Here is a 26935-nt window from a genome sequence, read left to right as displayed (position 1 = left end):
TTTTAACGTCCGAGTTTATTGGGAATCCCTTCGCAGCCGCCGGGAATAGTCTCTCTAGACTTCGATCCGCACCAAGCGCAGCAGTAATAGCGCTGATCCTCCGACAGCCGCTTGACACCGGTGAAATCAGCGCGTTCAACTACAGCGCCGGTATGTTCGCCCGTTTGATAGTTGGGAAATTCGGTACGGCTGCGGGGAGATGCAGTTTGTGCCGAGCCGTAGAATAGTGCGGCGGCTCTCATGTCGGCGCGAGCGAGATTGGCGTCGTACAATACAGCGCGCGAGAGGTTGGCTTTCACTAAATCGCACTTGCTGAGATTGGCGCGGACGAGGTTGGCTTCGCTCAAATCCGTCCACCGCAAATCAGTGCCAGCCAGGTCAGCACCCGCTAACATGACATTGAGATCGATAACGCGGATACCGTGATCTCTATCTTCAGCGTAGCCGCCGTCGCCGTCAAGGATGGGGCGGCCTAAAAGCCGATCGCGCTTCAGCGGAGTAACCAATCTCGACTGCGACAAAAACCGCAGAATTTTAGCTTTACCTTCAGCATCTACACTGCTCATAATCGCAGCGGTGCGGCCTTCTGCGATCGCCCTTTCCTGCGGCCAGTCTTCCAAAAACCCTTGTTCGTCAAGGGCTAAGTCCGAAACCCCTTGAAAATAAGCATCGATCGTTTGCTGCTGCGTAATTCGATTTTGCTGAATCGTCAAATCTTTCGAGATCACGTACTGCCGCCAAGCCACGTAAACGCCCAAAATAGCGATCAAAATTTGGCCCAAAGCGCCGATCAGCTCGCCGAGAGCGCCGATGGCGTCCCAGTTGATTTGGATGTTGCGGCTTCCCGGTTCAGTATTACTACCGCTAAGCATCAGCAAGCCCACAATCCCAGCTAAAAGCCCGAAGCAGGCGACGATCAGAGTGCGCCAAGTCGGCGGAATTACCTGCGCCCAGATTTTGCCCCAACTCGGCCACATCAGCCGCAGCGATATGCCGATCGCACCGACAGCGCCCATTAAGCCCAGCCAAATGTTGTCATTGGCGAGCCCAAAAATCATCGCTGCGATCAACCCCAGCGTCAGCACCGATCCCGACTTCTCAGTAGTCGTTTGTTCCGGCTGCTGCGGCAAAAACACCTTGCGAGTTGGAGGCGGCGGCACCGGTTTTTCGGGTTCAGCAGTAGCGACGATTGTCCCTGATTCTGGTGGCACAGTAGGGTTCGCACCGTTCTGACTTTCTACAGTCACGTTAGACTCAGGGCGATTGGGTTGAGAAGAGTTGTTTTCTGGTGTCATGCGTTGAGGCAAATTCTAATTTTAGCCGGTCACTAAAACGATTTTAACTAACCTAGCAGTATTCTAGATAATATTACAATATAAATCTCCACTAATTACCCTCAAAGAGGTAACATACTATGGCCCTGGTACTTCCCAATCTGCAAGCAAAACAAAGGGGTCAAGTTCTTACAACAATCGCCGTCACGAATCGCATCGATCTAGTTATGGCTGAACGGGGATTTATTTCTGCGGAGGAAGTTCGATCTGTTACCCTCGATAACGTTGTTGTCGATACCGGAGCAACTCTGCTTTCCTTGCCAACTCCCCTTATTAGCCAACTAGGTTTAAGACAAGTAGGAGAAAGAGATGTAGAAACATCGGCTGGCATCACAAAAAGTCGAATTTTGGCAGGCGCTCAAATTATTGTAGAGGGGAGAGAAGGCAGATTTGATGGTTTAGAATTGCCCGAAGGCGTTTCTGCTGTTTTGTTGGGCGTGATTCCAATGGAAGAATTAGGATTAGAACCAGATTTGAAAAATCAACGGCTGCGAGTATTGCCGATGAACAATCAGCAAACATATTTGATGGGTTAGTCGATCGGCGTTTACCGTAGCACAAACCTCTGGCCTGTGATTCCTATTATGTCCCGTCAATCGATTTTAGATTTTAGATTTTAGATTTTAGATTTTAGAATTGAAGCATTGACTTGCGCGAGATAAATACGTTCGGCAAGTTTCATCGGCTACAGGTTTTTTATTTCTGGGTACTGAGTCTGCGAAGGAATGAATCCGGGGGCTTATATCCTGGATATTTTCGGTCAATTAGCCGCCCTCAAAAATGTTTGTAATGAGGAATTTAGTCCTCAAAGTTATATGACGACTTTAGTCCTGACTACAAACTAATTTTATTTCGTTGGTAGTGAGGACATAATATCATGGGGTCTTAATTTTTATTAATACAAAGAAACTGGGTCTTTGGGTAGAGGTAAGTTTTGGGCGCTACATCTAGCGAGCCAAATAAGCCTTGAGCAAATACACGCCAACCGTCCCAAACATCAAAACAACTAACCCTAAAAGTAACTCCATACTCAACCTTTGAGCATTGCCCAAAGCGACAAGAATTTGCTGCCGCACCACAAACGCCAACAGCCAGCAAATCTCCGCCTTCAGCCAAACCAAAAGGCCTCGCCCCAACAGATATTGCCGGCGAGCGTTCTCAGAAGTAATCCGTACCGGATAATTAAAAGTATGCGGATAGCGCGATATCGCAGTTAAAACCGCAAAAATAATGGCAGCCACCGCCGGCCCGATCCAAATCGTCACCTTGTCGCCCCAACCATCAGCCAGCCCCCCCAAGCCGAAATGAATCGGAATTCGATCGGGCAAAACGGCCCAAAACTTGACGATGAGCAAAACAGCCAGCAAAATCGCGATCGCCGCTAAAAGCTCTACCGCCAGTAAAACGGGCGAAAGCCCCAGAGAAATAACCGGCCGTTGGTTTGGTGCGTTTCCAGTCATGGCTACTGAAAATTAGATTAATATTGACAATAATAGTATTGGTTCCAATTCCATTCCCCAACAGCTTTCGTTGGGGGTTTCCAAACATCCCGCGAGGTTCTATGACGGCTCAGGTCTTGATTGAAAAGAAAAAGTTAGAAAAACCGCCCCTAACAATACACACATTAGGCGATCGCGTCCTGCGGCAGCCAGCCAAGCGCGTCAAAAGCGTCGATGCAGAAATTCGGCAGCTAGTCCGAGAAATGCTGCAAACCATGTACAGTGCGGATGGCATCGGTTTGGCAGCCCCCCAAGTCGGAGTCAACAAACAAGTAATCGTCCTCGACTGCGACCCGGAAAACCCCGCCACACCCCCAATGGTTTTGATCAACCCCACCATCAAAAGTAGCAGCAGCGATATCTGCATCTTGCAAGAAGGGTGTTTGAGCATTCCGGGAGTTTATTTAGAAGTCAAACGCCCAGAAGTCATTGAAGTCTCCTACCGCGACGAATACGGCCGCCCACAAACCCTGATAGCAACAGACTTACTGTCGAGGGCAATTCAGCACGAAATGGATCACCTCAACGGAGTGCTGTTTGTAGACAGAGTAGAAAACAAGCTCGCACTGAATGAAGCATTAGTCAAGCAGAAATTTTCGCCAAAGGCAGTAAAATCAGTATGATGGCAGGAACTCCGAAAAGTGGTTTACTATTAGCTCTTTCGTGCATCACTGCGATCGCGGCAGTCGGCTCCATCTTTGAGCTGTCATCCGGAGAAGCTCAACTTGGCAATTTAGTCACGGGCATCATCCTCGCCCTGAGCGTACCGCTAACTGGCATATTTTTCTATGCTGCCGTTCAGGATGCCAGGGCCAATCTATAAGCAGAGTTATTAGTCATTAGTCATTAGTAATTAGTAATTAGTAATTAGTAATTAGTAATTAGTAATTAGTAATTAGTCAGCAGCTAACAACCAATAACTGTGGAATAAAGACTGCTCAAAAATAACATCAGCTAACAGCTCGCGAGCTCATGACCAATGACTAATGACTGATGACTAATGACTCATAACTCATGACTAATGAAATCGGATTTCTGCGACAAGTGCCAGCCAAAGACGCTGTGGGAACCCCAGCATCCAAATACCAACTTTCTGAAGATGGGGAATTGGTCATCGGACGCGATCGCAATTGTCAAATAGCTTTAGAGTCGATCGCCCACGGCATGGTTTCCCGTCGCCACGCCATGATCCGTCCCCTAACCCAGGGTACTTTGACGAGATGGGAAATTTGCGACCTCAACAGCGCTAACGGAACTTATATCAACGGAAAAAAGCTCTCTGGCTGCCAAACTTTAGAAACAGGCGATCGCATCAGTCTCGGCCTTGACGGCCCTGAATTTATATTTGAATCTCCCGTAACCCCTTACCAAAATCAACCCGGATTAAGAGCACCACAAACGGGCAATTTTGCTGGTATCGAAAAAGATGCTCTCACTTTAACTCAATTATTCCCGATCGCCTCCACTGGCAAACAATTAAGCCAAAAAGCTTACTTATATCCAGGTATCGCCACAGTTATTGTTGTCGTGTCGATGTTTGTCGCCGTTGGAAATTCCGCAGCATTCAACTTGCTGCTGTCAGCTTACCTCGCCGGTGCGGCTTACTACTTTATCTATCAACTGTGTGGCAAACACAAGCCTTGGTGGGTATTGCTTGGTTCGGCTTTAGCTACAGTCCTGATTCTGAGCAGCCCCTTATTAATTGGATTTATATTCGTATTTAGAGAAATTTTGCCCGGCCGCCTGCCAATCGAAGGCGAAACAATCAGTTTTTTGCCTTTTTTGACCAGAATGTTTTTCGGGGCGGGTCTGATGGAAGAATTGCTGAAAGCCGTGCCCGTTTTGGGAGCCATGTTGCTGGGAAATTGGCTGAAAAATCCGTGGCGCGATCGAATCGGCGTTTGGGAACCTTTAGACGGAATTCTGTTAGGAAGTGCCTCGGCAGTCGGCTTTACACTGTTAGAAACTCTGGGGCAGTACGTTCCCAATGTCATCCAAAATGTCACCCTGCAAGCAGGGCCGGACGCCGGACAATTAGTAGGATTGCAGTTGCTAATTCCCCGCATTTTGGGTTCCGCCGCCGGACATATGGCTTACAGCGGCTATTTGGGATATTTTATCGGTTTGAGCGCCCTCAAACCCAGGAAGCGCTGGCAAATTTTGGGCGTAGGTTATTTTAGCGCTTCCGCACTTCACGCTTTGTGGAATGCGTCGGGAGCCGCCAGCGTACTTTTGCTGGCGTTGGTGGGAGTTTTGTCCTATGCGTTTTTGGTAGCGGCGATTTTGAAAGCCAGAGCTCTGTCTCCGAATCGAGAGCAAAATTTTGCAACTCGAATATTTTATGAAAAGTGACTGCTGAGTGCTTAATTGTTGAGGTGCGATCGCGCTTCAAACTGCCATTTTTTTCTTGTGTTTTAACCAGGTTAAACCTGCCAATGCTAAAGCTGTGCCCCCAACGGCGATCGGTTCGGGAACTGGTTCGGCTGCGGTATCCACTAGAGTGTAAATTTTTTTGAAGTCAAAGATTGCCGAATGTAAATAACCGAACTAATACGGATGCGTCCTCTGTTGTATTTGTATAATTTATGACTTTCACTATTACTTTTGAACAGAAACCCGAAAAATGTTTGAGCGTAACCGCCAAATATTCCGACGGGTTTGTGTTGTTGGGATGCTGCAGGCGATCGTCCCGCTCTGTATACACACTTAATAAATTTTGTCAATACCCAATTACCAGACATTTTACCCCAGTATTCTGCCCTTGCGTATGATTCGCTTCTGCTTAATTCCCGGATGCGATAATCGCAACTGAACTTAGAAATTCTTCACAAATAGTTTGACTGTGGTACTATCTGGATGGCTGTGAGTAGCTGAGGGAAGCCAAGGGGCTTGATTCCTGTGGTGGTGGAGGAGAATCCAGGAGTGCTAGATAGGATGTCATTGGGATACGCAAACGTTTTCGCCCAGCGAAGTCAACCTGAACCCCTCCGCATTGGGGTGATTGGGGTTGGCAATATGGGCCAGCATCACACGCGAGTTCTGAGCTTGCTAAAAGATATCGAACTCGTGGGTGTTGCAGACATAAATGTAGAGCGGGGAATAGATGTAGCAAGCAAATACCGGGTTCGCTTCTTTGAAGACTACCGAGATTTGCTCGCCCACGTAGATGCAGTTTGCGTCGCCGTTCCAACTCGCCTGCATCACCCTGTGGGGATGTCTTGTCTCCAAGCGGGTGTTCACGTTTTAATTGAAAAGCCGATCGCGGCTAGCATTGCCGAAGCCGAATCTTTGGTCAACGCGGCTGCTGAGGCCCACCGGATTTTACAAGTGGGTCACATCGAGCGCTTCAATCCAGCTTTTCAGGAACTCGGCAAAGTGCTGAAAACTGAAGAGTTACTGGCATTGGAAGCTCACCGGATGAGTCCCTATTCCCAGCGGGCTAACGACGTATCGGTAGTTTTGGATTTAATGATCCACGACATCGACTTGCTCCTGGAATTGGCAGATTCCCAAGTGGTGAAGCTGACGGCCAGCGGCAGCAGGGCCTCAGATTCAGGTTATTTAGACTACGTGACAGCGACGTTGAACTTTGCTAACGGCATTGTGGCCACCCTGACTGCCAGTAAGGTGACGCACCGCAAACTCCGTTCAATCGTGGCTCACTGCAAGAATTCTCTGACAGAGGCAGATTTTCTCAACAACGAAATCTTGATTCACCGGCAAACAACCGCCAATTACGTGACGGATTACGGTCAGGTGCTTTACCGTCAAGATGGGTTGATCGAGAAAGTTTACACCAGCAATATTGAACCGCTCCACGCAGAATTGGAGCATTTTATTAATTGCGTGCGGGGTGGAAATCAGCCTTCTGTGGGAGGAGAACAAGCTCTCAAAGCTCTGCGGCTTGCGAGTTCGATCGAGCAAATGGCTCTCGACGGTCAAGCTTGGTATCCGAAAGAGCTAGAGTCTACTTTGCAAGTTAGCTAAATCGAGACAAATCTTGTCGTTTCCGGGTGCTTTTACAGTTTGGGTTTGTTGTTTGTTGAAGAGAATAACTGTTCCCATGCAACCGGATTCGATGTCAGCCGATTTGACATTTGAGACGGGGGCGCGAGCATTTCGGCGAGCGCGAGCATCGAGCCGCGCTCACTCGATTCGCGCGAGCGTCGAAGGATTTTAGACTTTAGATTGACTCTGCAGATGAATCTGGGGGCTTGAACTAAGGTTTAAATTTTTTTGCTCTCCACAACAGGAGTCGGGGGCAATTGTCCGTCTTGAGGTGAGGTTGATTAACAGTAAGACTTTTTCTGACATTTGCTAACAATCACTTACATTTGCCTTCTTGTCTTCATGTCATATAGAATGAATTTAGCCACTCAGATGTAGGTGAAAAACCTTGGTAGTACGCAACCGCTATATAAATAAGTTGCCTCTACATTATCAAAGCAAATAATCAGATTGGCTAAGAGCTGTAAGCGATAACCAAGCTGAAGGCAAGAATATAAGTGCTTGTAGAAATTTCTACGGGCATCGGTTGATACGCCTTTGTTGAGATATGATCTCAACTTATGTATTTGTTAGCAAATGTTAGCAAAAAAGTATCGGTTAGGATTTATCAGAAAATTGGGTTGAAAACCCTGTCCTTGTAGGACGGCTTTTTTCCATTGTTAAGTAAAATAACAAATCCATCTTAACAAATGAAGATGGTAGAATAACCAAATCAGACAAGATGTAAAAACCTACCCCCGGACTGGGGGAAAGTCTACGCCCAAAACATTTTTGAGGAGATATGACTACGCACTCTTTTGTGCCCAGAGTAGTCAGCCTGGGAACCCTAGCTATAGGGATATTAAGACTGAAATGTCTTAAGAATCCCCGTGCCTTAAGGCCGGAGAGTGTCAAGCCAAAAAAGAGCGACTATTTGACGACTGATGGTGTTGCTAACTAGCTGATTTCCTTGAGGACTCAGGTGAATGCTGTCTCTATACAAAGTTGGAAATTCGGCCGCACAATTGAAAATGGGAAGAAAATCTATGTAAGTAATTTTCTCTGTTTCTACGAGTTCGGCGAGACGCGCTCTAGCCTTGACTTCCCAGTCGCGAGGGCCCGGGCCGCCGAGTTCGCCCCGCTTGGGCGTGACGGCTAGCAAAAACTCGATGTTGGCGGATACAGCTATTTTCTGGATTTGGCTAATAGCCTCTAAGTTGCAGCCTACTACATCGCCGCTTGTGGCTCCGGGTGCGGCCAATTGAGGAGTCGGCACTGCAGGTAGCAGGTAGCGGCTCAATAACTCTAACGTAGCCGATCGGGGTTTGCGATCCGGGTAAGATCGATCGCGTCCCACAACCAGATCACAGGGAGCCGATGCAAACAAATCGTCCGTATTGAGCAGCAAAACCAAAGCCTTTGCCCCAAAAACACCGAACCGCTTGGCGTAAGCAAGTTGATTCCTCGGCCCCCAAGAATTGGCTGAGGCGTTGAGAACTTCAAAATTTAAATAGTTGACTTGTGAACATAATTGTGCATCGCTCGCCAGATTCTGTACTTGCAGTCTCAAATTCCGAGCCATAATTTCCGAGATCGTATCTGTCTGATGTGTCCACCAACCGCCGCTGGCGACAGAATCTCCCAACAGCAAGACGCGCAGAGTTTCTGGAGGGGCGATCGGGGCGATCGCTCCGCTACGCATCGAATACTCGTTAATCTCAATCCGGTTGCCCAAGCGGCGCACCTTCTGGTTGGGCGCCAACAAATAGCCGCACTCGGCATCGGCAATATAAATCAAGGGATTACCAAAACCCAGCAGCACCCGCAGCAGCACTTCGATTGCCGCCCCCAATGCTGCGGTGACAGCCAAAATTATGAGAACAACTTCCACCAGTCAACCTCGATAGAGAAGGAAAAACCCCTGCCGACACCAAGGTATAAAAAAGAATGCAACTGCAGTCAAGCTTTCAACCCCGATTGTAGTCAGTCGATTTGAGATTAAAGATTAAAGCATTGACTCCACAGATGAATCTGGGAAATATCCCTAAAATCTAAACTTTTTTGCTTTCCAGGACTCCTGTCTACAAGCAAGTATCCGTCTTTGAGTGAGGTGAGGTCGCCTTTGTAAAATCTAAAATCTAAAATCTAAAATCTAAACTGTTATGGCTGCGGGCTTTGAGCAACTTGGCGACCCGATTAAGTCAACCGAATCGCCCCCGTCGATATAGAATTCTAGAATATACCGTGACTCATCCGCCGTCAGCAGTCAGTGAACTTGGTGGTTTCAGGAAAATCCGTGGACTTAAAACAAATATTCAAAACGCCGAATCCCATAATCGGTGTCGTACATTTACAGCCTTTGCCAACTTCTCCCCGCTGGGGCGGAAACCTCAAAGCTATTATCGGAAGAGCCGAGCAAGAGGCTACAGCGCTGGCTTCTGGTGGCGCAAACGGTATCATTGTCGAGAACTTTTTCGACGCTCCTTTTGCCAAAGACAGCGTAGATCCGGCTGTGGTAAGTGCCATGACGCTCGTAGTTGAGAGGCTAACAAATCTCGTGACGCTGCCGATCGGCGTTAACGTGCTGCGAAACGACGCCCACAGCGCGATCGCCATCGCCTCCTGCACAGGAGCTCAATTCATCCGCGTCAACGTCCTCAACGGCATCATGGCTACAGACCAAGGCTTAATTGAAGGCCAAGCTCACCAGCTACTGCGCTACCGCCGGGAATTGGGCAGCGATGTCAAAATATTAGCAGACGTGTTAGTCAAGCACGGGCGACCCCTAGGCAGCCCCAACTTGACCACAGCCGTCCAAGAGACGATCGGGCGAGCTTTAGCCGACGCCGTAATCCTTTCCGGCTGGACAACTGGTAGCCCTCCCAATCTCGAAGACTTAGAACTCGCGAGTGCAGCAGCAGCGGGAATTCCAGTTTTCATCGGCAGCGGCGCCTCGTGGGAAAACATTTCCACCCTCATGCAGGCCGCTGACGGCGTAATCGTATCGAGTTCCCTGAAGCGAAACGGCCGCATCGAGCAGCCCATCGATCCGATCCGCGTCAGTCAGTTTGTAGAAGCCGCCCGCCGCAGCTTGTCACAGAAAGAGCCCGAACAGGAAAATAGAGATGCTAATGGCTCAAGAGGGCCAACACCGGAACCGGGCAAAGTCACAAGTAAAACGTAAAATAGGAATTGTTGACTGTTGACTGTTGGCAGTAGTCAGTTGGCAGTAGTCAGTTGGCAGTAGTCAGTCATTAGTTAACAATTAACAGTCATTAGTCAACAGTCAACAGTCAACAGTCAACAGTCAACAATTCCCAATTCCCAAATTACCAAATCAAAAAATGATTCGCCGACGTTCAACCCCTTGGATTCATCGCTGGTCTAGGACTGTGATGGCAGCGATCGCAGCCATAGGCGTCGTAGAAACGGCCTATCTCACGATCGCTAAATTCACGAATGGCTCGGTCATTTGTCCCACCAGCGGCTGCGATAAAGTTCTCAACAGTCCCTACGCCACAGTCTTTGGCACCGTGCCTTTAAGTTTGTTAGGCTGTCTGGCTTACCTGAGCATAGCAATCCTGGCATTGGCTCCCAAAGCTGTAAATCCCGCCACCAATAAAGGACTGCACTCTCAACTAGAAAAAAACACTTGGCAAGCGCTATTTATCATCACCGCTGCGATGGTAATTTTCAGCAGCTATTTGATGTATTTGATGGCTTTTGAAATTCAGGACCTGTGCATTTACTGCGTCACTTCTGCCTTATTTGCGCTGTCGCTGTTTGTGCTGGTGCTAGTCGGGCGCGAGTGGGAAGATATCGGGCAGTTGGTGTTTACAGGCATTTTGGTGGCAATGGTGAGTTCGATCGGCGCCTTGGGACTTTATAACAGCGTCAAGTCACCTCCTCCTATTGTCTCTACCCCCGGAATTGTACCTCCTGCCGTCACTACAACCTCCGGCCCGGCACAAATTGCTTTGGCCCGCCACCTCCGACAAATCGGCGCTAAAGAGTACGGCGCTTACTGGTGTCCCCACTGCCACGACCAAAAAATGCTGTTCGGCAAAGAAGCAGCCAAAATAATTGATTATTTTGAATGCGATCCCAGGGGGCAAAATTCCCGCGCCCAAATTTGCCAAGCTGCTGCGGCGAATGTTAAAGGTTTCCCGACTTGGGAGATTAATGGTCAGTTTTATGCAGGGACACAATCTTTGGATAAACTCGCTGATTTATCGGGTTACACGGGCTCCCGCAACTTTCAAAACTAACAGGAAAGTGGGGGATTATAGATGACAGATTTTAGATTGATGGGCAGGAAATATCCTGGTTTTTAACTTAGTTTAGCGTGGGTTCGTGCTGCGAAATCAATCTAAAATCTTGCATTTATTATATCAATAAAAAAATAGTAAAAATTAGTTAAGCTGTCACGCATTTAAATTGCATATTCAGGGCGGGCTCTTAGGCCCAACCCCTACTCCCCACAAGACTTAGATTATTTTTTGACATTCAATTTAAATGCACAACAGCTTAGAACGAAAAAGTTTAAAACAAGTTGTGGGTTTTTAGTATTTAGATCGGCGAATAACTACTAAAACTTTTACAGAAAAATGCAATAAACCGGGTTTCTGCTTCCAGAATGATTGTTGAAATGACATATTTTGGTTGCGAAACCCGGTTTCTGCTGTTGCAGCCCGATCGCACCGAAAAACCAAAAAATTCGATAATCTAAAATCTAAAATCTAAAATCGACTCGCCCGCACCGAAAAACCAAAAAATTAGATAATCTAAAATCTAAAATCGATTCGCCCCCACCGAAAAACCAAAAAATTAGATAATCTAAAATCTAAAATCGACTCGCCCCCACCCAAAAACCAAAAAATTGGATAATCTAAAATCTAAAATCTAAAATCTAAAATCGACTCGCCCCGAAGATGTAAAACCTATAGGTAGTAGTAGTTTAGATGCTCAAAGGGCGAGGCCCAAATCCCCAAAATATGCTAAAAACTATCAAAAAATGGGTCGATCGAGAACGCCGAGTATTGATTACTGCGAGTGCGGTTGCTAGTACGGTGATTGTAATGCGCTGGTTCGGATTTTTGCAGGTGTGGGAATGGGCTGCTTTCGACCACTTTGTGCGCTGGCGGCCGGCCGAACCCATTGACTCGCGCATCGTCATTGTAGAAATTAAGGAAGCTGACTTGCAAAAATACGGCTACCCAATTTCGGATGCTGCCTTGGCCCAATTGCTGCAAAAATTGCACGCTGGCAAGCCGCGGGCGATCGGCCTCGACATTTACCGAGATTTGCCAACTCAACCGGGTAACGCCGAATTGCTCAAAACTTTTAAAACTATTCCCAACTTAATCGGCATTGAGTTGATGGCAGACGAAACTAGGTTAGGAGTTCGCCCGCCTCCGGTACTTGACAAGCTCGATCGAATCGGTTTCAACAACGTTGTCATCGACGCTGACTCAAAAGTGCGGCGAACTTTGCTCTACGCTTGGCCCGGAGACGGCAAAACTCATCAAAGTTTCGCACTCAGACTGGCTTTGCTTTACCTCAAAAGCGAAGGGATTTCCCCTCAACGAGCCAGAGTCAATCCTAAATACTTGCAGTTAGGCAAGGGGGTTTTTCGGCCTTTTCAACCGAATGATGGTGCTTACGTTCGATCGGACAGCCGTGGCTATCAAATTTTGACCAACCTGCGCGGCCCGCGAGGCAGTTTTCGCACTGCATCGATGGGCGATGTGCTTTCTGGCAAAGTACCTGCTGATTTTGTACGATCGCGCGTTGTCTTGATCGGCTCAAATGCCCCCAGCCTCAAAGACTTTTACCAAAATTCTTACAGTTCCGGTTGGTTTAGTCCTCCCCAGCAAATACCGGGAGTCGAGCTTCAGGCTCATTTCTTGAGCCAAATTTTGAGTGCAGCCCTCGACGGGCGCGGCGGTATCAATGTCTGGCCAGAGGCTGCGGAGTTGCTGTGGATTTTACTGTGGTCTTGGGCGGGTGCAAATGTGAGTTGGAATTTGCGATCGCTTGGTCGATCGGCTTATTGTTTATTAAGTATCTGTATAGGTCTGAGTGCCACTTTATACTTAGCATTCTTAGCAGGTTGGTGGCTACCGTTAATTCCTCCAATCCTCAGTCTTGTGGGTTCTGGTGCTGCTGTTGTGGGTTATCTGGCTCACTTGCAAGAAGAATTAAAACGGTCTAAAGAATTTTTACAATCGCTAATCGATACAATTCCCGACCCCATTTTTGTCAAAGATCGAAATCACCGCTGCGTAGTTTTGAATCAGGCATATTGTCGGTTTATTGGCTATCCTTTAGAAAATTTAACTTGCCGAACCGATTACGATTTATTTCCCCAAGCCGAAGCCGAGATATTTTGGCAGCAAAACGAATTAGTATTTCAAACTCACCAGCCGCGAGAAAATGAAGAATATTTTACTGACGCTAACGGAATTACGCATCTGATTGCGACTAAAAGATCCCTGCATAAAGATGCTGCCGGCAACCTATTTTTAGTCGGAGCAATCAGAGATATTACCGAGCGCCAACTTCGGCAAAATGCCCTCGAACAAAAAAATGCTGAGCTCAGCCACCAAGCTTATCACGATGCTCTTACCGGTTTGCCCAACCGCCCAATGTTCTACGAATGCTTGCATTCCTCTCTAGAAATAGCCTCCAGCAATCAGGAATTGGTAGCTTTACTGTTTTTAGATTTAGATGGATTTAAATCAATCAACGACACTCTCGGACACAATGTGGGCGATTTACTCTTAAAAACAGTTGCCAGTCGGCTCAAAAAATGCTTGCGGGGCAGCGATACCATCTCGCGGTTGGGCGGCGACGAGTTCACAGTCATTCTGCCCGCAATTCCCGGCCGCGAGGAAGCTGCGAAAGTAGCTGAAAAAATTTGCGACGCCATCATGCAGCCTTTTATTTTAGAAGAACATACAGTTTCTGTAACTACAAGTATTGGCATTAGTTTATATCCCATTGACGGTCAAGAGCCAGATATTTTAGTTAAGAATGCCGATGTTGCGATGTATCGTGCTAAGGAACGCGGGAAAAATCAATATCACTTTTATTAATTAAGATTAGTTAAAAACATAATACAACTGTAGGTAAAGTCCCCACCCCTATCTGGATAAGTCATTTATAATTTTTCAATTTTTTTATCTAAAATCTCAATAGTTCGGACAAAATTTGAGCCATTTTTAGACCTCAAACCTTAATGGGCCCTGAGGGAGATATTATCAGGCGTCCCCTGTGCAGCTAACTTAAAAAACTAGCTCGCTCCTTAAACTGTAAGCCCTCTAAGCTTTTTGAAACCGTTCAAAAAAATGTCCAAAGTAGTGAAATCTAAAATCACATAATTTTAAAGCATCTCATCTGTCATCTGTCATTAGATAGATTTAGCCAAAGATAAAACTTATGAGAGCAACTTGCCGTCTCATCAAAATGTTACAAAATATTAAAATAAATCACAACCTGAAACCAAATTCAAGTCGCCAAAAAGCCTTAATATAAAAAAACTTATGTAAATTTACTAAAATTAATTAAAGTAAATGTAAAGATATCAGTGGAAATACGGAAATTGATAGATATAATAGGTGGTACGGACGTGCATCTACTCCAGTGATTTAAATAAGGCTGTGAATACTATGCGTACTTGGATTCAGCTCACAACAACGGCAACCCTGGCTGCCTGCCTGCAAGTGAATACAGTCGGCCCCGCAAATGCGGCTCGACTTGCCAGCAACTCAACTAGCAACTTAACAAAAGCCCGTAGCGCGGGCAATATCCCGACGGCATCGACCCCCAGAGTTTGGACAGTTACACCAACCTCTAGGTTGGGAAATCCCCAACAATACGAACCAGACCCGAACGGGAGCCCCAAAAGTGACGGTACGGGAACGCGCTGACCCCAAATTTTCAATCAATTTTCAATCTTCAATTCGCGGAGATTTGTACCAATTAAATTGGTTAATTAAAGTATGGCTGCACCAATCCGGATCGGTGAGGGGATAGTCCACTCGGTAATGACCGCCGCGACTTTCGGTGCGAAACGCAGCACTTTTGACAATTAAATAGCCGATATCCAATAAATTCCCAACTTCTCCCCAATTTCGCAAAATTGAGCTATTCTGGGCCTCAGCAGGGGAAAAATCAATAATTTGTCCGGGCCGTAAATTATCAAGGGTTTGACTCAAAGGCAACGAAGCAAATTCTTGCCGCCAAATCTCAAGTTGGACGATCGCCCTTTCCAAATCCCGCTGTCCCCGGCAAATTCCCGCACTCTGCCACACCAAATTCCGCAATTCGACCCGCAACTTTTCGATCGCCTCAATATCCTGTTCAGAAATCGATTTTTCCAAAATTTCCCCCGCCTCGAACCGATCGGCGAATGCCTCGGGCCTTCCACCTTCTAGCTGCAAAAGTCCCATCTGCGCCCCAAAAACCAGACATTCCAGCAGCGAATTGCTCGCCAACCGATTAGCGCCGTGTACCCCCGTGCTCGCAGTTTCTCCCACCGCGTACAAACCCGGAATCGAAGTTTGGTTAAACTTGTCAGCGACAATTCCTCCCATCCAGTAATGGGCTGCGGGCGTCACCGGCACCGGTTCGGAAAAAATATCAATTCCCCAGTCAGCGCACACTTGAATAATATTTGGAAACCTGTACCGCAGTCGATCGACCGCAATCGGGCGCAAATCCAGCCAAACATGAGGTTCCCCCGTCTTTTGCAAGTGGCGGAAAATAGCGCGGCTGACAACATCCCTAGGGGCGAGTTCCCCGCTGGGGTGAGAGTCAAAAGCAAAGCGATATCCCTTACTGTCAACCAAATGAGCTCCTTCTCCCCGCACCGCTTCGCTAATGAGAAACCGAGGCGCACCCACTTTGCTGAGTGCCGTCGGGTGAAACTGCACAAATTCTAAGTCTCGCAGCAGCGCCCCGGCGCGCCACGCAATTGCCACCCCGTCCCCGGTACTTACCGACGGATTGGTCGTTTGAGCAAAAACCTGTCCCCCGCCGCCTGTCGCCAGCACCACCGCTTTGGCCTGCAGCCACTTGACTTGTGAACCGCAAATCGAGCTAATGCCCTGACAGCGCCCGGTTTCGTCTAGCCACAGACTCAAAGCAAAGGCAGGAGATACGAGTTTAATGTTTTTGCGGCTTAATACTTTTGCTGTCAGCGTACTGATCACGGCTTTGCCCGTAGTGTCGGCGGCGTGGAGCACTCGGCGGCGGGAGTGGGCTGCTTCTAGGGTGAGGGCTAAATCTGGGCCGGTGCGATCGAATGCAACGCCCATTTTCACCAGGGAGTCAATGCAAGCACCAGCTTCCTCGACTAAAAATTTCACCGCATCCAAATCGCAAAGACCTGCTCCCGCAGCCAGTGTATCCTGAACGTGCAGCGCTGCGGAATCTTCAGGGGCGATCGCCGCGGCAATCCCTCCTTGAGCCCAATCGCTGGCAGAAACAGGCAGGGTATTTTTATTGATCAAGCCCACCTGCAAATGCTCTGGCAGGCAAAGTGCCGTGTACAAACCCGCCGCGCCAGCACCTATTACCAATACGTCAAATTTGTCAGTCATAAGTCTGCCGCCAGTCGATTTTAGATTTTAGATTTTAGATTTTAGATCTTAGAATTGAGTCTACAGATGAATCTGGGGACTTGAACTAATGTCAGTCAAGGGATTTTAGATTTTAGATTTTAGATTTTAGATTTTAGATGAATCAGGGGAACCCGCTGATTTCAATCTAGCGAATTTTGGTCGGCTTTTGCCGAATGGTGGTTGAAAGTAAGTCTTGATAAATTAAAGGCAGAAGTCATCAGCCTAAGAGAAAAAAAATCTTTTCTTTCGGCCGAATCCCTTCTGCCCAATGACTTCTGCCTTCAAATGAGGCCCGCTGCTACCTAGTCGTAGAGACCGTTATTCAACCTGGTGTCTCCTTCAATAAAGACTGATTCGACATCAGTTACGGTGAATTTGTCCAAGTTAGCTTGCAGCACTTTTTTCTGAGCTTCCGTCAAGTCTGAAATGTTGAGTACGTCCTCAACTTTTTCGTAAGGAGCGTTCTTAATAATTAGTCCAGCTAAAGTGGGATACAACCCTCGATATTGGCGAAAGTCCCGGACGGCGCTGTTGTTCAAATCAAGTTTTTTGCCGTATTCTGTGGCAAGCTTCTCATCGGCGCGATTGGTTCTAGCCGGAGCTTCAACAGCTAGGAGCGAGGATGATGGCAAGACGATACGGCTTAATGACGCCGCGATCGCGCTTTGGTCTCCAGCCCATGCAAAGCAGCCCAGCACTAAGCCCAATACTGCCAATAGACGACCCAATCGTTTCATGAAGTTTTGTCTCCCAATTTCATACACAGCATTTATGTAGAGACTACCATTTTGCTTATGCAGTTTTTCAGACAAATCCGCAGCAGGCAGATATCTGTTATAAAATTTACCTTTAGGTATTGACAACTGTGAGGATATATGATATAATGCGCTTTTTTAAGCATCGCAGGCAAGTTTATCTAAGGCACTCCAAATTAAAAACTCGGACTGCCATTTTAAAGGGTTAATTTTTGCCCTGCACCCAATTTTCTAGCTATCAAGAACTCTTTCCTTTCGTTTTGAGAAAAGCGTTCAAGTCAGCATAAGTACCGCCGTAAGCCACGCTGGGATGGTCGTAACCCTTCAAAGCAACGGTGTGCTGCTCGAAAGCGCCCTGGGCCCCCAATTGCGTCAAGTATTTGTAGGTAGTTTCTCCCACAGCGATATCCTTACCGATTTGCTTAGTGCAAGATTCAAGGCGAAATGCTGCGTTTACAGTATCTCCCAAGGCGGTATAGTCCGATCGATCGCTGCTGCCAGAATTCCCCACCATTGCATAACCGGTATTGATGCCGGCCCCGACTCGCAAAGGAAAAGGCAGGGGGTAACGGCTGCTGAGTTCGTCTGTTGCCTTGTGCAGTTCGCTCAAAGCTTGGCAAATCCGCATCATTTCCTCGCTGCTGACACCGCTGGTTTTGTGGAACCAGACGGCCATGATGGCATCACCGATGTATTTGTCCACCCAACTGCCGTGTTCGCGAATGATCTGTCCTGCTTTGCGGAACCAATTGCCGATGACTTCCGAGAGGAGGGTTTCGTCTAGCTGTCTAGTCAAAACAGTAAAGTCTCGGATGTCCATTACCATGACGCTAATCAGGCTACGCACCGTCAAAGTCGCCGTAAAATCTTCAGAGTCTGTCTCGTGTATTGGAGCGTGTCGGTGGCCGGCGCTTGGGTTGTAGAAGTCCAATTCGGTTTGACCGAAAATAATCCGATCGCCATTTCGGAGAGTGACAGGAATACTGACCCGCCGCCCGTTGACAAAGGAACCATTGCGGCTGCCCAAGTCGATCAGGTAGAACTCTCCTGTCTCCATTTGCTGTAACATCGCGTGATTACGGGAAATCCAGCGATCTGTCAGTACAAAATTATTGTCATCGCTCCGCCCTACTGTCCAGCAATTGCTGCCGGAGAGCGGCAAGTAGCGATTGCCGCCTTCTGTGCGAAGTACCATATGTGGATTGGGTTGCACTCGTCACAACAGTCCTAGAAACGACACAAAATTAACCGATTTGAGATTTGAGACTTCAGATTTTAGATTTTTTAGTCCATCATCGATGCACCTAGCCCCTGCGGGATTGGTCAACCATAAATTCGATCGAGCGAGCGAAGGTATTTATGATTCCATCTACCAAAGCAGCCCGTAAAAACAGACTGTCTACCAAGATTGTACCTGATAATACTGCCTGCCCCGGAGCGAAGACAACTTTTATTTATTTTGATGGGCCAGAAAAAAGAGGGAAAATGCCTCTCTGGCTAGGCGGCTAGCCTGTACACACAAGTCCGAAATCTTTCAACACCATTCCTGAAACCCAAGTTTCGCATGAATCTCAGAAAGGAAGCTTATTTTCCTGAATTTTAAGTTATTGATTCGGCCAAACGAGAAATCAAGATTTTAGGAAACAGCGTTTCTCCAATATGGGTCAGCGAGCAACTTGTCTGTAGACGGTAGAGCTAGGCGGGGGGTAGGGGGTGTGAGCTGCTAAGCTGTGTTGCATCTAGATTGCCTATGGTATTAGAGAGGGAGAGGGGGAGAAGGGGATCGGGGGAGAGGATTTGACGATTTTTGATCGGGGATCGAAATATACAATTTAAATGCACAACAGCTTATGCAGATCCAGAGTTCTGTGAACTACTCATTATGGTGTAGCCTTCCCATTTCAACCGGAACAGCCGATCGTACCGAAGACCTCCTTAATAACAGATTCTCTCAGTATTTTTACTTAATAATCCGAGATTGAGCCACCGCCATCAACTCGAAATAACCCATGTGACTGTTGAGGCTGCGGAATGGGAGTCATAAATTCACCTAAATTGACCTTTTGTTCCGGATGAACATAGTTAGGTCTAGTAAAGTGTGTAAGCCTATACCACGACCAAAAGTTTGGTGTGATTGATTACTGCCTTTGCAACCACAATAAAGACGGTAAAGCGCCAGCAATGGCTACCTAATCAATGCTTAAAATCCTACAGAGCGTCGCGATCTAGGTTCGTAATAACTTATTTGTCAAGGTTTGTAATGAGACTCATCGAAAAATTCTGCATTCATAAGTTAGTAGAATCCCAAGTAAGGCAAACACCAAATGCTATTGCTGCTCTTTTTAGCACCGAGCAAATAACTTATCAACAATTAAATAATAAAGCCAATCAATTAGCACATTATCTGAAAAGCTTAGGCGTTAATTCAGAGACGCTGATTGGAGTATGCGTTGATCGATCGCTGAATATGTTAATCGGACTTCTGGGAGTCTTAAAAGCCGGTAGTGCTTACGTCCCTCTTGACCCAACTTATCCCGAAGACCGGTTAGCTTTTATGTTGGAAGACTCCCAGCTTCCGCTACTACTTACCCAAACCCATCTTCTCAGCTCCCTACCTAAAAGAAATGGTATGCGAGTGGTATGTTTAGACTCAGATTGGCAAAAAATTGAGCAATTCAGCCAAGATAATTTAGATAGCGAAGTCACGCCCGATAATTTAGCCTATACAATATACACCTCTGGCTCAACGGGTAAACCAAAAGGCGTGCAAATTATTCACCGTGCTGTAGTCAATCTTCTGCTCTCGATGAAACAAGAACCAGGATTGACAGAGCGAGATGTACTACTAGCAGTAACTACGATATCCTTTGATATTGCTGTTTTAGAACTTTTCTTACCATTAATAGTTGGTGCTCGCGTTGTGATTGTTAGTCGCGCAGTCGCCATCGATCCAATCAAGTTATCTAAAACAATCACTGAATCGGGCGCTACAGTCATGCAGGCAACTCCTGCAACCTGGAAAATGCTATTAGCCGTTAATTGGCAAGGCGATCGCAATTTAAAAATTCTTTGTGGAGGAGAACCTCTCACTCGACACTTAGCTAATCAATTACTAGAGCGAAGTTCCTCCCTTTGGAATATGTACGGGCCGACTGAGACAACTATTTGGTCAACCATTCATCAGGTAGAAGCTGGTGAGGAAACCATACCAATTGGTCGCCCCATTTTAAATACTCAAATTTATCTGTTCAAGTATCCACGCCATTCTCACAACGATAATCTTGAGCTTGTTACTGATGGCTCTGAGGGAGAGATTTACATTGGTGGTATGGGAATAGCGAGAGGTTATTTTAACCGTCCAGAGATAACTGAGGAAAGGTTTATTGATGATACTTTTAACAATGAACCGGGCGCTCGTCTTTATAAAACAGGTGACTTAGCTCGTTATCTTCCCGACGGTAATATTGCCATTATTGGGCGGAGTGACTACCAAGTAAAAGTTCAGGGACACCGAATTGAATTAAAAGATATTGAAGCAGCCTGTTTCGATATTCCTGCGGTGAAGGATGTGGTAGTCGTTGTTAGTAATGATGCTCAGGGACACGATTACTTAGTTGCTTATGTTGTGATGAATTCACAAGCATTAAAGCAGAGTTCAGCAGGCTTCCGAGCAATGCTAAAAGAAAAATTGCCGGAGTACATGATTCCTGCGCTTGTGGTCTTTATGGATGCTTTGCCATTAACACCTAATTGTAAAGTAGATCGACAGGCACTACCGGCACCAACTCTGGATAATGTTGAAAATTTTGTTGCTCCACGCACGGAAATAGAGAAACAATTGGTTGAAATTTGGACTTATGTTTTAGGAGTGCAAATTGGCATCCATCAAAACTTTTTTGAGTCAGGCGGAAATTCATTACGCGCCGCCTTATTACTAAATCGAGTATCGCAAGCTTTCCCAGTGGAATTGTCTTTAGATTGCCTGTTCAAATCTCCGACAATTGCCGGATTAGCTGAAGTAATTGAGGCTGTGCAGTCTTCTGGATCTACGGCGATTTTTGAAACAAATATTGCTGAGTTATCGGCTGATGCAGTCTTAGATGAAACTATTCACCCCTTGACAATTAACAGATTTCGACCGAAGCACATTTTCTTGACAGGGGCAACGGGTTTTGTTGGTGCTTTTCTATTGCACGAATTGTTGCTGCATAATCCCCAAGCGACTATTTATTGTTTAGTTCGTGCTGATAATTTGGAATCCGCGCTGTCTCGACTGCGTAGCACTCTGCAAAATTACGAAATTTGGGAAGAAGAATTTAGTTGGAGAATTCTCCCCATAGTTGGAGATTTATCAAAGCCATCTTTGGGACTGTCAACACCCAATTTTAGTGAATTAGCAGATGTCATTGATGTGATTTATCACTGTGGTGCTTATGTCAATTTGGTTTATCCCTACGCTGCGTTACGGGATGCAAATGTGGGCGGAACAAAGGAGATATTGCGTCTAGCCACCCTGACTAAAATTACACCTGTCCACTATATTTCTACTCTGGATATCTTTCAATCGTCGAACTATGATGGTATGAAATTAATTGCCGAAACAGACGAGTTATTAAGTGCTGAAGGATATTCAGATGGTTATGCTCAAAGTAAATGGGCGGCAGAAAAATTAGTTATGGCTGCCCGCGATCGCGGTTTACCAGTTTCCATCTATCGCTTGGGCATGGTGACAGGTCATAGCAAAACAGGTGCTTTTCAACTCAGTAATACGATTTGTTTGATAATCAAGGGCTTGATTCAATTAGGGTATGGCCCTGAATTAGATATCAAGATGAGTCTCGCTCCTGTGGATTATATAGTTCAGGCGATTCGGTATTTATCGCATCAACCCGAGTCTCTTAACAAGACATTTCATGTATTAAGCCCCCATGTATTATCGATGAACCAACTTATCTTGAATCTTAACACCCTTGGTTATGCCCTCCCTTCTATTCCTTACCCGCAGTGGCAGGCAAAACTACTCAATATGTCTCCCGATAATGCTTTAACTCCGATGGCTTCTCTCTTTGTAAAAAAAATATCTAATAGCCCAAAAACTTTTATCGAGACAACATCTTTTGTCTGTCAAAAGTTTGATGACCGCAACACTCAAGATGGACTTGTCGGTACTGATATTCTCTGTCCTCCCATTAATGATTCCGTATTAAAGGCTTATTTATCATATTTCCATCGTCAAGGTTTTTTGTGATATAGTAAAACTAAATGATTTGTCCCACTCTTGTAGGGTAGTGATCCGTGCGTACCCCATCGATCGGGTTAACCACAGGGGAATTACCCTACCCAAAGTTACAGAATTCATTGAAAAATGCTATATAATAGTTATTTTACCTTGTTTAATTTTTGGTTAGGTAGAGGATAATAATGAAGAGAAATTGGCTCCCGAACTTAAAATTGTCTGAGTCTCTCCTCTCCCAAACTCGCAACACCAGAAATAGACCCAAAGAGTCGCTGACCAAACAAACACTCTTGAAGATAGCTTTGGGTATGGGGATGGTTGTTATCGCCTCCACAGCTATTAGCTATTTCCAAATAATCTCACGAATTACTGCTAATTCACTCACGCAGTTAGAGCAATACATAAAATTACGAGCCACACGCGAAAGAGCAATATTTATATTAGCTGAAGAGAACCATAAGTTGCTCAAACAAGCTTTATTAGAGCAACTAAAAGCAGAAGCCAATCGCGATCCTCAAGCTGAATTCGATGAAAACTTTGTCAGATATCCAGATGGCTCAATTCGCAATCGCCCTGAACTATTTCAAATAGAAAAAACTGCGGGCGTCTTCCTAGGAAAAAATGTCAATCTTGATGTTGAAATGCAGCGCCGAATAGTTGCTTTCTATAAAACAATAAATGCTTATGGCCCAGCATGGCGCAATCGCTTAGCTAACACCTATACGCAAATTCCTGAGAATGGTATGATCATGTATATGCACCAGTATCCCTGGGCGCTTAAAGCACCTTCTAGGGACTCGTTCCGCGTCACAGATGATGAGTCATTCCAAATTACCCGCCCTATCTACGCTCCCGAACGCAAAACAGTCTGGACAGGCATTTATTACGACCAAGTAGCTGTAGCTTGGATGGCATCCTGTGTGACACCATTAGATGTAGATGGCAAGCATATTGCTACAATCGGGCATGATATTTTAATAGAGGATTTGCAGAAACGGACTATTAATGAAGGACTCAAAGGCACATACAACATGATTTTTCGAGCCGATGGGCGGCTAGTAGCTCACCCAGAACTTATGCAAAGTATTCAAAAAGGAAATGGACAATTCTCCATCGCCCAATCAGGAGATGCTCATCTGCGGCGAATTTATGAATTAGTCATGACTCATAAACAGGAAAATATGATTATTGACAATCCTGACTATGATGAATACTTGGGTATTACTAGAATTGATGAGCCAAATTGGTACTTGGTCACAGTTTTCCCCAAATCTCTGCTAACCCAAGAAGCCTTAGCTACTGCTCGCATGATTCTAGTGCTAGGGCTAAGTGCATTACTGATTGAAATTATTATTGTGTTCTTAATTTTACGGCGAGAAATTTCTACACCCCTCAATAAATTAATCGCTGCAACTGAGAGTATTGCTGCAGGAAATCTTGATATTCAAGTTAATGTCAACCGCCAAAATGAATTGGGTCGTTTGGGATATGTATTTAACAAAATGGCTCAGCAAGTCCGCGAATCTTTTGCCGCGCTTGCGAAAACTAATGAGGAATTGGAACTGCGAGTTGAAGATAGAACTGTAGAGCTTAAACAAGCGAAAGAAGTTGCCGATACAGCTAACCGTGCTAAGAGCGAGTTTCTGGCTAATATGAGCCACGAACTGCGGACACCTCTCAATGGTATCTTAGGATATGCCCAAATTCTCCAGCGCTCGAAACACATAGTTGAGTCAGATCAAAAAGGAATTAATATTATTAACCAATGTGGCTCTCACCTACTGACTCTGATTAACGATATCCTTGATTTTTCTAAAATCGAGGCCCGGAAAATGGAAATATATCCTACAGATTTTCATTTTCCCGCTTTTCTGCAAGCAGTCGTTGAAATTTGTCGAATTAGGGCCGATAAAAAGGGAATTGATTTTATCTATACCATCGAAGGTCAACTCCCCGTTGGCATTTTTGCGGATGAAAAACGCTTGCGACAGGTATTGATTAACTTATTAGGCAATGCTATTAAGTTTACGGAACAAGGTAGCGTGCAATTTATAATTAAATCAAAACTCTTGGAAGATGAGGTCAGGGAACGACCTTTATATCGAATTATGTTTCAAGTGGAAGATACTGGAATTGGGATAGCGAGCGATCATGTTAAAAATATCTTTTTGCCCTTTGAGCAGTCTGGTAATATGAAGAAGCAATCAGAAGGGACTGGACTAGGATTAGCTATCAGCAAAAACATTATTGATATGATGGGCAGTACGTTGGAAGTTGAAAGTGAATTAGGCAAAGGTAGTGTTTTCTGGTTTGAGATAGATTTACCCGAAGCTAAGGAATGGGCAAAAAATTCTAAAACTTCTGAGCAGGGCCTTATTATTGGTTTTAAGGGCGATAAGCCCAAAGTTCTAGTAGTAGATGACCGTTGGGAAAACCGTTCTGTTATTGTCAATTTACTCAGCCCTATTGGATTTATAGTTTATGAGGCTGAAAATGGCCAAAAAGGACTTGATAAAATTGCTGATGTTCAACCAAATCTGGTGATTACTGATATTGTTATGCCGATAATGGATGGCTATGAAATGGTTAAAAGTTTGCGACAATTACCATCATTTGCTAATTTATCAGTGATCGTGTCTTCAGCCAGTGTGTTCGAGTCCGATCTGCAAAAAAGTATAGAGATTGGAGCTAATGAATTTTTGCCCAAACCTATCGAAGCTGATAGCCTGTTAAATACGCTCAAATCTCTACTGAAATTAGAATGGATATATGAAGAGAAATTACAACCGCCAAGCACAAGAGAATTGACCAAAGAAGTGGTTGAGATTGTGCCACCTTCGCATGAGGACTTGCTAATATTGTATAATCTTAGTCGTAAGGGATTGATTAACGATTTACTACAAGAGTTGACGAGGATTGAACTGATAGACAAGGAGTTTATCCCTTTTATTCAACATCTGCGCGAATTTGCTAAAGCTTTCAAGCTAAAACAGGTGCGAACTTACATAGAGCAATACCTAAATACTCCCTAGCCCCAAAAAAGTTGTAAATTTATGTATCCCATCCCCAGTAAGTTATGTATGACTGAAAAGTCAGAAAATCAATCTATTTTGATTGTAGATGATAATCCCAATAACCTAGAAGTTCTAGCCCACATATTGACCGACGTGGGTTATCAAGTTTCCGTTGCTCTTGATGGTGAAACTGCGATTGAACAAGTAGAATATCATCCGCCCGAACTAATTTTATTAGATATAATGATGCCGCCCGGTATTGATGGATTTGAGACTTGTCGGCGATTGAAAGCCAATCCCTTAACCTGCGAAATTCCCATAATTTTTTTAAGTGCTTTATCTGATTCACATAATAAAGTCAATGGATTATCTGTAGGAGCCGTAGATTATATTTCTAAGCCTTTCCAAAGTGAAGAAGTTTTAGCGAGGATTAGAATTCATTTAAAATTATATCATCTAACTAAAAAACTCGAACAACAGAAGCAACTGCTAGAAGAAAAAGTGGAATTACGCACTGTAGAATTATTAGCAGCTAAAGAAGCAGCCGAAGCAGCCAACATTGCCAAAAGCCAGTTTCTCGCTAACATGAGCCATGAGCTCCGCACCCCTCTCAATGCGATTATTGGCTATAGCGAAATGTTGCAAGAAGAAGCCGAAGATTTAGATCAAAAATTTTTTATCCCCGACCTGAAAAAAATCAACGGTGCAGGCACACATTTACTTGGACTAATTAACGACATTCTTGACTTGTCGAAAATTGAATCGGGGAAGGTTGAAATTTACTTAGAAACCGTTGATATCTCAGATTTAATTAGGGAAGTCATCACGATGATTAAGCCACTGGTGGAGAAGAATGCTAATGTATTGGTAGTTAACTGTGAACCCAATTTGGGAGATATGAAAACTGACTTAACTAAGGTACGTCAGAGCTTATTTAATCTGCTTAGTAATGCCAGCAAATTTACAAAAAAAGGCATAATTACTATTAAGGTAGAAAAAAGATATAGAAAATCTGGAATAGCCGATGGAGAAGAACAGAAATCAGCCATTCCCTATATTTTATTTAAGATAAGTGATACTGGCGTTGGCATAGCTCCAGAACGAATGGAAAAACTGTTTCAACCATTCACCCAGGCTGATGCTTCAACTACACGAGAGTATGGGGGGACTGGATTAGGGTTAGCAATTACTAGAAATTTGTCTCGGATTATGGGTGGAGATACGTTGGTTGAAAGCGAGGTGGGTAAGGGTTCTACTTTTACTCTTATACTGCCTGCAGAAGTGATACTCCCCAAGTAAAACCCGTGTTCATAATTGCACTGTAAAAAACAATTTTTAGAAAAGTGCCTATTTTACATCCGCCCATTTTTATGACGGTCGGCGATTTTTAAGAAATCGGGCAAAAGAGCAAGAAGCTGTGGCGTGTCAAAGTTTATTCCAGCAGAAACGTTTTGAATAATATTAATAATTTTTTAGCATACCCC

At 45.3% G+C, this 26935-nt stretch carries 19 protein-coding genes; 12 read left to right on the top strand and 7 right to left on the bottom strand.

The window, feature by feature from the left end; genetic code table 11:
- Positions 1-2: 2 nt before the first annotated feature.
- A complete protein-coding gene (locus QUB16_RS04605; RefSeq protein WP_333314347.1) occupies positions 3-1295 on the bottom strand; it encodes a pentapeptide repeat-containing protein in 1293 nt (430 codons plus the stop codon).
- Positions 1296-1414: 119 nt separating this feature from the next.
- Between QUB16_RS04605 and QUB16_RS04600 the strand changes: the two genes are divergently transcribed.
- Positions 1415-1870 carry an aspartyl protease gene (locus QUB16_RS04600; RefSeq protein WP_333314345.1) on the top strand — a complete coding sequence of 152 codons (456 nt, stop codon included), beginning with the start codon at positions 1415-1417 and terminating at the stop codon, positions 1868-1870.
- Between the two features lie 411 nt (positions 1871-2281).
- Here the strand turns inward: QUB16_RS04600 and QUB16_RS04595 are convergent, their stop codons facing one another.
- Positions 2282-2794: a DUF1648 domain-containing protein gene (locus QUB16_RS04595; protein WP_333314343.1), complete on the bottom strand. Its 513-nt coding sequence runs from the start codon at positions 2792-2794 to the stop codon at positions 2282-2284.
- A gap of 101 nt (positions 2795-2895) precedes the next feature.
- Between QUB16_RS04595 and def the strand changes: the two genes are divergently transcribed.
- The 3 genes from def (at position 2896) to QUB16_RS04580 (ending at position 5185) form a co-directional block, all read left to right on the top strand.
- The gene (gene def, locus QUB16_RS04590) at positions 2896-3456 is read left to right on the top strand and encodes a peptide deformylase (protein WP_333164427.1); all 561 of its coding nucleotides are present in this window, start codon (positions 2896-2898) and stop codon (positions 3454-3456) included.
- On the top strand, positions 3456-3656 hold the full coding sequence (locus tag QUB16_RS04585) for a hypothetical protein (RefSeq protein ID WP_199292547.1): 201 nt from the start codon (positions 3456-3458) through the stop codon (positions 3654-3656). The genes def and QUB16_RS04585 overlap by 1 nt, the downstream gene beginning before the upstream one ends.
- Before the next feature lie 191 nt (positions 3657-3847).
- Entirely contained in the window at positions 3848-5185 is a 1338-nt protein-coding gene (locus QUB16_RS04580; RefSeq protein ID WP_333314341.1) for a PrsW family glutamic-type intramembrane protease, read from the top strand.
- Between the two features lie 36 nt (positions 5186-5221).
- Here QUB16_RS04580 and QUB16_RS04575 read toward each other — a convergent pair whose 3' ends face one another.
- Complete coding sequence (locus QUB16_RS04575) at positions 5222-5329, bottom strand: PEP-CTERM sorting domain-containing protein (protein WP_333314339.1); 108 nt, start codon at positions 5327-5329, stop codon at positions 5222-5224.
- A 438-nt stretch (positions 5330-5767) separates the two neighbouring features.
- Here QUB16_RS04575 and QUB16_RS04570 point away from each other — a divergent pair, with 438 nt between their 5' ends.
- A complete protein-coding gene (locus tag QUB16_RS04570) occupies positions 5768-6820 on the top strand; it encodes a Gfo/Idh/MocA family protein (RefSeq protein ID WP_015178266.1) in 1053 nt (350 codons plus the stop codon).
- Positions 6821-7715: 895 nt separating this feature from the next.
- Here QUB16_RS04570 and QUB16_RS04565 read toward each other — a convergent pair.
- Positions 7716-8711 (bottom strand): GDSL-type esterase/lipase family protein, encoded by a 996-nt coding sequence (locus tag QUB16_RS04565; RefSeq protein WP_333314337.1) that lies wholly within the window; start codon positions 8709-8711, stop codon positions 7716-7718.
- A 405-nt stretch (positions 8712-9116) separates the two neighbouring features.
- Between QUB16_RS04565 and btpA the strand changes: the two genes are divergently transcribed.
- The 4 genes from btpA to QUB16_RS04545 all read left to right on the top strand — a co-directional run bounded on the left by btpA (position 9117) and on the right by QUB16_RS04545 (position 14751).
- Complete coding sequence (gene btpA, locus QUB16_RS04560) at positions 9117-10004, top strand: photosystem I biogenesis protein BtpA (protein WP_333057464.1); 888 nt, start codon at positions 9117-9119, stop codon at positions 10002-10004.
- Positions 10005-10164: 160 nt separating this feature from the next.
- A complete protein-coding gene (locus QUB16_RS04555) occupies positions 10165-11088 on the top strand; it encodes a vitamin K epoxide reductase family protein (protein WP_333314335.1) in 924 nt (307 codons plus the stop codon).
- A 693-nt stretch (positions 11089-11781) separates the two neighbouring features.
- Entirely contained in the window at positions 11782-13917 is a 2136-nt protein-coding gene (locus tag QUB16_RS04550; RefSeq protein ID WP_445251096.1) for a CHASE2 domain-containing protein, read from the top strand.
- A 564-nt stretch (positions 13918-14481) separates the two neighbouring features.
- Positions 14482-14751 (top strand): hypothetical protein, encoded by a 270-nt coding sequence (locus QUB16_RS04545; RefSeq protein WP_333314332.1) that lies wholly within the window; start codon positions 14482-14484, stop codon positions 14749-14751.
- Positions 14752-14772: 21 nt separating this feature from the next.
- Here QUB16_RS04545 and nadB read toward each other — a convergent pair whose 3' ends face one another.
- The 3 genes from nadB to QUB16_RS04530 form a co-directional block, all read right to left on the bottom strand.
- On the bottom strand, positions 14773-16425 hold the full coding sequence (nadB, locus tag QUB16_RS04540) for an L-aspartate oxidase (RefSeq protein ID WP_333314330.1): 1653 nt from the start codon (positions 16423-16425) through the stop codon (positions 14773-14775).
- Positions 16426-16748: 323 nt separating this feature from the next.
- A complete protein-coding gene (gene psbU / locus QUB16_RS04535; RefSeq protein WP_333314329.1) occupies positions 16749-17183 on the bottom strand; it encodes a photosystem II complex extrinsic protein PsbU in 435 nt (144 codons plus the stop codon).
- A 256-nt stretch (positions 17184-17439) separates the two neighbouring features.
- On the bottom strand, positions 17440-18396 hold the full coding sequence (locus QUB16_RS04530; RefSeq protein WP_333287793.1) for an adenylate/guanylate cyclase domain-containing protein: 957 nt from the start codon (positions 18394-18396) through the stop codon (positions 17440-17442).
- A gap of 1065 nt (positions 18397-19461) precedes the next feature.
- Between QUB16_RS04530 and QUB16_RS04525 the strand changes: the two genes are divergently transcribed.
- The 3 genes from QUB16_RS04525 (at position 19462) to QUB16_RS04515 (ending at position 26750) form a co-directional block, all read left to right on the top strand.
- A complete protein-coding gene (locus QUB16_RS04525) occupies positions 19462-22449 on the top strand; it encodes an amino acid adenylation domain-containing protein (protein ID WP_333314327.1) in 2988 nt (995 codons plus the stop codon).
- Positions 22450-22622: 173 nt separating this feature from the next.
- A complete protein-coding gene (locus QUB16_RS04520; protein ID WP_333314325.1) occupies positions 22623-25469 on the top strand; it encodes an ATP-binding protein in 2847 nt (948 codons plus the stop codon).
- A gap of 48 nt (positions 25470-25517) precedes the next feature.
- The gene (locus QUB16_RS04515; RefSeq protein WP_333314323.1) at positions 25518-26750 is read left to right on the top strand and encodes a response regulator; all 1233 of its coding nucleotides are present in this window, start codon (positions 25518-25520) and stop codon (positions 26748-26750) included.
- Positions 26751-26935 lie beyond the last annotated feature (185 nt).

The sequence above is a fragment of the Microcoleus sp. D3_18a_C4 genome, from assembly GCF_036702415.1.
In the GTDB taxonomy this organism is placed as follows: Bacteria; Cyanobacteriota; Cyanobacteriia; order Cyanobacteriales; family Microcoleaceae; genus Microcoleus.
This window is presented reverse-complemented; position numbering and strand designations above follow the sequence as displayed.